Consider the following 6,371-nt stretch of genomic DNA (forward strand, 5'->3'; position numbering starts at 1 on the left):
CATAAAAAAACGACTTTCCCTATTTAAGAAAGTCGTTTTTCATAGCACAAATCCAATATTAGCCACCGCTCACTGGTGGTATTAGTGCAACTACATCACCAGATTGTATCGTATCATCTTCATTGGCGTACTCTTCATTAATTGCAACCATAATTGGCGCTGACACTGGTACATTATATTCTTTCGCAACAATATCTTTTAACTCTGCAACAGTAATATTTTCTTTCTCTATTTGTAATTCACTTGCTCCTGCTTCTTCTTGCAAGTTCGCAAATAACAATACTCGAATCATATTTATAACTCCTTCCCAGGCTCTCCTGCTGGATATGGCGTCTTCTCTAATTGATCACCAATCCATGAGTCACCATCTTCCCAAAACTCCTTTTTCCAAATCGGGACAATTTGCTTAATGCGTTCCATAATATATTCATTCGCTTCATAAGCCTCTTTGCGATGAGGCGTTGATACAGCAACAACAACCGCGATATCAGAAATTTGCAGCGTACCGATGCGATGTGTAATCGCAACATGTGTACCAGGCCACTTCTCCTTCACCTCTGTCCCGATTTTCTGTAGCATCTTTTCTGCCATCGTCTTATAAGCTACATACTCTAAGTATAGCGTACGACGCCCTTTCGTAAACTCCCTAACTGTTCCGATAAATGTTGTGACAGCACCACATTCACGGCGAACTACTTTCTTTGCCACCTCTTCAATCGAGATTTCTGTATCAATTACTTCATAATACGTATTTATCATTTTGCACCCCTAGCCGTTTGTAAAAACCAGTCTATATACAATTTTTCTTCTGTTATATGAAATACTTTGTATTCTTCTCGTAAATTTACCGGAGCATCATGCCACGTAATAACTGCTACTACATTTTCTACTTTATGTAAAAGTTCAGCGTCTTCCGCAGAACGAAGTAACACTACTTTTGGATATTTCTCCGTTTTATAGCCCTCTATTAAAATCATATCCACTTCAAAAAATTCGTACAAGCGGATAATTTCTTGCAAGGACCATTCATCTCGCAAAGAGGACAGAGATAGTAATCCAGCTCCTTCTACACTACTTACTACAGCACCAGCTTTTCGGTGCCTTTCACTATCTTTTTGCGCTACTTCGGGAAAACCTCCATGACCATGATGCTTAATTGTAGCAACCTTCATTTCTCTTTCAGCCAATGCATGTACCATTTTCTCTACAAGTGTTGTTTTCCCACTATTTTGATACCCTACTATTTGTAAGATTGAAGAGGCTTTGCCCACGGCCAATCACTTCCCTCCGAGTATTCTAACAATACTACGGATACTTTCATTCCCGCTTCAAATCCTCTCGTTCCTCCAGGCAACACGATAAAAGCATTTGCATCAGCAAGTGAAGATACCGCACTCGATTTATCTAAACCGACTGGCATCACTTGCAATGCCCCATTAACGATCGTCACTTTTGCTCTCACGAAACGAGTAAACGGATTTGGTTTCGGAAAATCTTTTTGTAAAACAGCGTCTGCTCTATATACGTGAGGCTCCTTCGCATGCAAATACGTTTTCATAATTGGATGCACAAATAATTCGAAACCTACATAACAAGCTGACGGATTACCTGATAAACCGAAGAGTAGCTTTCCATCAACTTCAGCTACTGTCGTTACACTCCCCGGCCTCATCGCTATTTTATTAAAGAGTACATTCGCCTGTAACCTTTCATAAATAGCTGGTAAATAGTCATAATCTCCTACTGAAACACCGCCCGTTGTAATTAAAATATCAACCTCATCCATCGCTGATTTAACGGCTGTAAAACATGCATCTAACTCATCTGCAAGTTGTCCATAGTAACGCACTTTTCCGCCAGCCTTCATAATTTGAGCGGCAATCATGTAAGAGTTACTATTTCTAATTTTCCCTGGCTCTAACGCCTCATGCACTTCTAGTAATTCGCTTCCTGTCGTTACAATGCCGACAACAGGCTGTTTTACAACTTTCACAGTGCTATATCCAAACGTCGCTAATAATGCGGTAACACCTGGATTGATTGCAACACCTTTCTTAACGAGGACTTGATTTTGTTTTATATCTTCTCCTTTAAATGACACATTGTCACCGTTTTGGAAAGGACGTTTTAACTTCATATATGTACTTTCATTCCTCTCGAATCCTTCCGTCAATTCTAGCATTACGACTGCATTGCAATCTTCTGGAATAGCTGCTCCTGTCATAATACGAACCGCCTTAAAAGCCCCTACTTCTTCTAAAAAAACAGATCCTGCTCCGATCTCTCCTATTACTTCAAATTCAACCGGCTGCTCTTGACTTGCGTCTTTCGTATCTTCTGCTCGAATTGCGAAACCATCGTAAGGAGAACGATCAAAGTGAGGAACGTCGTGATCTGAGACAACATCCTCCCCAAGAATCCTCCCATAACTTTCTGTAATAGAAACTTCTTCTACTTCACCATGCTTAGCATATTTCATAACCCGCTCTACTGCCTCAGCAACTTGAATCGGGATTCGTTTTTCTACCATTGTTTCTCACCTCATATTTGCAAAATATCTAATCTCGATTACACTTTATATATTAAATAGCAATTACTTCAAGGAGGAATTCCATGTCTTCATTTACACATTTCAATGACCAAGGACGCGCTAAAATGGTTGATATAAGTGACAAAAAAATAACCGTTCGAACAGCAATAGCATGCTCTAGCATTCTCGTTACGAAAGAAATTTTTGATAAAATCTCTCACAATGAAATTGGTAAAGGTGACGTATTAGCCGTCGCACAAATCGCAGGTATTATGGCTGCAAAACGCACTTCTGATATTATCCCAATGTGCCATCCTTTATTATTAAAAGGTGTTGATGTCTCTTTCGATTGGAAACAGTCAGAAGAACAATATCGACTACTTATTGAAGTAAAAGTTAAAACAGAAGGTAGTACCGGCGTTGAGATGGAAGCTTTAACAGCTGCTTCCGCTACTGCTCTTACTGTATACGATATGTGTAAAGCGGTTGATAAGGGTATGATTATTGGCGAAACGTACTTACTTGAAAAAACGGGCGGAAAAAATGGAGATTATATTAGAAATTCTTAATCCTACATTTCCCTTTTGAACCTAAAGGATTCCCCTTTAGGTTCAACCTATATATCTTGCATATAGTCGTTTCGCAACATTCATATCATTCGTACCATGAATAAACGCTCTGCCATCTGTAAATAAAACAAAACGATATTCTTCCACCGGAAATGATAATAAATACGGCGTTGCCTTTACATCCACACTTTTTTGTAAGCGCTTTTTAATTTCTTCTAAATTAATCCCCTGACGCACACCTGGACGGATTTGAACTGTATTTCGTCCACATAATACTTCTGTTTTCGTTTGTGCTTCAAATGTTAAACTCGGATATGTACGTAACTTTCCACAAGATAAACATGTATCCTTTTTCTGCCTATTCACTTTAAATGCCATCTGTTGATTATTCCAAAGATCAAATGATAGCATCGTTTCACGAAGTGCCTCAAAATCTTCTACTAATATTTTCAAGGCTTCCGTTATTTGATGTGCAACTACTAATTGCACTGCTGGCTGTATAATACCGGCTGTATCACATGTCGCTCCGCTCGCTGGATGTTCCATTAAACATCGAAAACACGGCGTTTTTCCTGGCAAGATTGTATAAGTTACTCCGTAGCTTCCAACGCATCCTCCGTATATCCACGGAACGTTATACATCTGGGATATATCATTAATAAGAAGGCGCGTTTCAAAATTATCTGTCGCATCTAATATTAAATCTACACCTTTAATTAATTCTTCCATTTCTTGCACCGTTACATCAGTCACAACCGGTACAATTTCTACTTCGGAATTAATTGCCTTTAAATGTTCTGCTGCCGCTATCGCTTTCGGCTTATAATGCTTCGCATCTTCCTCTGTATATAATTGTTGCCTTTGTAAATTACTCCATTCTACATAATCACGATCAGCAATTGTTATTTTTCCAACACCTGCTCTAACAATTGCTTCTGCATTCGCTGCTCCGAGTGCACCAGCACCGATGACGAGCACGTGCTTCCCTCTTATTTTCCGTTGCCCTTCTTCCCCAACACCAGAAAATAACATTTGTCTTGAATATCGATCTTGCATACGACATCCCCCTTTCTTATCCTCCTATATAAGACATTTCAATTTTCGGACGATTTTTCGCACTTTCTTCCGTCCGTTCATCTGAATATCGATCTTTTCTATCCTTCCATACACCTTGTATGGCTTTTAATAAATCATTATCCGAAAGGTTTTCCCTGAGAAGTTTCCTTAAATCCATTCCTTCTGTCGCAAACAAGCAAGTATAAAACTTTCCATCTGCTGAAATTCTTGCTCTCGTACAAGAAGAACAAAATGACTCAGAAACAGAGGTAATAAAACCAACCTCTACATTCGTTCCAACGTATCGATACCGTTTCGCAACCTCCCCAAAATAATGAGCTTCAGCTGGCTCAATTGGATACACCCCATGAATCATATCAATTAATTCTCGTTTCGTAATAACTTGATCAAAATTCCATCCATTCGTACTGCCAACATCCATAAACTCAATAAATCTAAGTGGAATTCCTTGTTCTTTAAAATATGTAGCCACCGGAAGTACTTGATGATCGTTCATCCCTTTTTTCACAACCATATTTACCTTCACTTCAAGGCCTACTTCTTTCGCTGCCATAATTCCTTTTAACACTGGCTTCGTATTCATATTCCGGCCATTAATTGCGCGGAACACATTATCATCTATCGCATCCAAACTAACATTTACTCGGTGTAATCCAGCTTCTTTTAACGCCTTCGCTTGTTTCGTTAAATGAATCGCATTTGTCGTTAATCCTATATCTACTAAACCATCAATTTTCACGAGACGTGCGATAAGTTTTGTTAAATCCTTACGGAGCAATGGCTCGCCACCAGTTAGTCTAATTTTCCGTACACCGATGCTAACAAATACTTTTGCTAATCGCTCGATTTCATCAAATGTCAGTAAAAACTCATCTTTCAAAAAAGCATAATCAGGACCAAACACTTCCGCTGGCATACAATACGTACACCGTAAATTACAACGATCAATGACAGAGATGCGCAAATCTTGAAGGGGGCGTCCGAAAAAATCTTTAACCTTCTCCTGCATCGCCACTCTCCCTTTCTGCCAAATTTTTACCTCTCTTCATTCTATTATAATATATTTTCGAACCGCGATGTTTTTGCTCAAGTGAATAAAGTGAAACTTTAATCAGTCGGGGTTTTGTCCATCCCCACTGATTATTAGCCCACAAATAGAGGGATAAAAAACCTTGAAACATAAAAGTTCCAAGGTTTTTTTGCTTATTAACTTAATCTAATAATAGTTAGAGTAGCTCCTGGCGTTGTCGTAGATAATGTAGCCACCGCAACTAATCCAAATAATTGCAGGCTAATAGCGGCTCCAGCAGGCAAGTTAGCAATTATTGTCGCATTAAATGAACCTGTAGCTACCGCTGGAGAATTTATCGTTCCTGCAAGCGGACTGCCATTTACAGTTATACGCGAACTTACAAGTAAAGCTGCTGTTATATTAATTGTATAAGCTATATAATAGTTCCCTGCATTCGCAACGGTAAACACCGTATTTTCACCACTAACCGTTATTCCTGGTCCAATATTTTGATTGTTTGGTAATGGGATATTCGTACCACCTAATAAAACGGAAATAGCGCTTCCTGAAGTATTATTCGCAAATGAATACGTCGCAGTTGTACTAACTCCAGTCGCCCCCGTCCCGCCTGTTGCTCCAGTTACCCCTGCTCCGGTTGGGCCGGTTGGACCTTGAATCCCTTGCGAACCCGTTGCACCCGTGTCTCCGGTTGGACCTTGTTGACCTTGAATTCCTTGAACACCTTGCGGGCCTGCTGCTCCTATTGGGCCTTGAGGACCTTGAACACCTTGGGGACCTTGTGATCCGGTCGCTCCCGTTGCTCCTTGTATTCCTTGTGGACCTTGATTTCCTTGTGGTCCTTGATCTCCCATTGCTCCGGTTACACCTGTCGCTCCTGTTGCCCCTGTTGCTCCCGTCCCACCTATCGCTCCTGTTGCTCCTGTCGGTCCAGGTGGTCCACCCGATGGACCTGTTACTCCTGTTGGTCCCGACGGGCCTGTTACCCCTGTTGATCCTGTTACGCCCGTTGGGCCTGTAGTTCCCTCACCAGTCGCTCCCGTTGCTCCTGTATCTCCAGTTACTCCCGGTAACCCTTGCACTCCTTGCACTCCTTGAACACCTTGAGGACCCTCAGGTCCAGTTGCTCCTATCGCTCCTTGTACTCCTTGTATTCCCTGTATAC

At 40.7% G+C, this 6,371-nt stretch carries 8 protein-coding genes; 1 reads left to right on the forward strand and 7 read right to left on the reverse strand.

All coding sequences use genetic code 11. The features are described from left to right. Positions 1-58: 58 nt before the first annotated feature. The 4 genes from moaD to MR071_RS23220 are packed head-to-tail and all read right to left on the reverse strand — an operon-like array spanning position 59 to position 2,530. Complete coding sequence (moaD, locus tag MR071_RS23205; RefSeq protein WP_105585996.1) at positions 59-292, reverse strand: molybdopterin converting factor subunit 1; 234 nt, start codon at positions 290-292, stop codon at positions 59-61. Positions 293-294: 2 nt separating this feature from the next. Then, positions 295-759, reverse strand: a complete 465-nt coding sequence (gene moaE, locus MR071_RS23210; RefSeq protein WP_105585995.1) for a molybdopterin synthase catalytic subunit MoaE — start codon at positions 757-759, stop codon at positions 295-297. Next, positions 756-1,277 (reverse strand): molybdopterin-guanine dinucleotide biosynthesis protein B, encoded by a 522-nt coding sequence (mobB, locus tag MR071_RS23215; protein WP_142395843.1) that lies wholly within the window; start codon positions 1,275-1,277, stop codon positions 756-758. The genes moaE and mobB overlap by 4 nt, the downstream gene beginning before the upstream one ends. Further along, positions 1,241-2,530 carry a molybdopterin molybdotransferase MoeA gene (locus MR071_RS23220; protein ID WP_242238104.1) on the reverse strand — a complete coding sequence of 430 codons (1,290 nt, stop codon included), beginning with the start codon at positions 2,528-2,530 and terminating at the stop codon, positions 1,241-1,243. The genes mobB and MR071_RS23220 overlap by 37 nt, the downstream gene beginning before the upstream one ends. An 83-nt stretch (positions 2,531-2,613) precedes the next feature. Between MR071_RS23220 and moaC the strand changes: the two genes are divergently transcribed. After that, entirely contained in the window at positions 2,614-3,099 is a 486-nt protein-coding gene (moaC, locus tag MR071_RS23225) for a cyclic pyranopterin monophosphate synthase MoaC (RefSeq protein WP_002112363.1), read from the forward strand. Between the two features lie 42 nt (positions 3,100-3,141). On the opposite strand, the gene MR071_RS23230 is transcribed toward moaC, so the two are convergent. The 3 genes from MR071_RS23230 to MR071_RS23240 all read right to left on the reverse strand — a co-directional run. Further along, the gene (locus tag MR071_RS23230) at positions 3,142-4,155 is read right to left on the reverse strand and encodes a molybdopterin-synthase adenylyltransferase MoeB (RefSeq protein ID WP_105585992.1); all 1,014 of its coding nucleotides are present in this window, start codon (positions 4,153-4,155) and stop codon (positions 3,142-3,144) included. 16 nt (positions 4,156-4,171) lie between these two features. Then, entirely contained in the window at positions 4,172-5,185 is a 1,014-nt protein-coding gene (moaA, locus tag MR071_RS23235) for a GTP 3',8-cyclase MoaA (RefSeq protein ID WP_105585991.1), read from the reverse strand. 197 nt (positions 5,186-5,382) lie between these two features. Beyond that, the coding region (locus MR071_RS23240; RefSeq protein WP_242238105.1) for a BclA C-terminal domain-containing protein at positions 5,383-6,371 on the reverse strand (989 nt) is incomplete at its 5' end.

Origin of the sequence: Bacillus cereus group sp. BfR-BA-01316, from assembly GCF_022664195.1 — a bacterium.
Classification (GTDB): domain Bacteria; phylum Bacillota; class Bacilli; order Bacillales; family Bacillaceae_G; genus Bacillus_A.

Bases quoted from the DNA above. Each gene is read 5' to 3' on its own strand.
- moaD (WP_105585996.1), bottom strand. From the start codon at position 292: ATGATTCGAGTATTGTTATTTGCGAACTTGCAAGAAGAAGCAGGAGCA.
- moaE (WP_105585995.1), bottom strand. From the start codon at position 759: ATGATAAATACGTATTATGAAGTAATTGATACAGAAATCTCGATTGAA.
- MR071_RS23220 (WP_242238104.1), bottom strand. From the start codon at position 2,530: ATGGTAGAAAAACGAATCCCGATTCAAGTTGCTGAGGCAGTAGAGCGG.
- moaC (WP_002112363.1), top strand. From the start codon at position 2,614: ATGTCTTCATTTACACATTTCAATGACCAAGGACGCGCTAAAATGGTT.
- MR071_RS23230 (WP_105585992.1), bottom strand. From the start codon at position 4,155: ATGCAAGATCGATATTCAAGACAAATGTTATTTTCTGGTGTTGGGGAA.
- moaA (WP_105585991.1), bottom strand. From the start codon at position 5,185: ATGCAGGAGAAGGTTAAAGATTTTTTCGGACGCCCCCTTCAAGATTTG.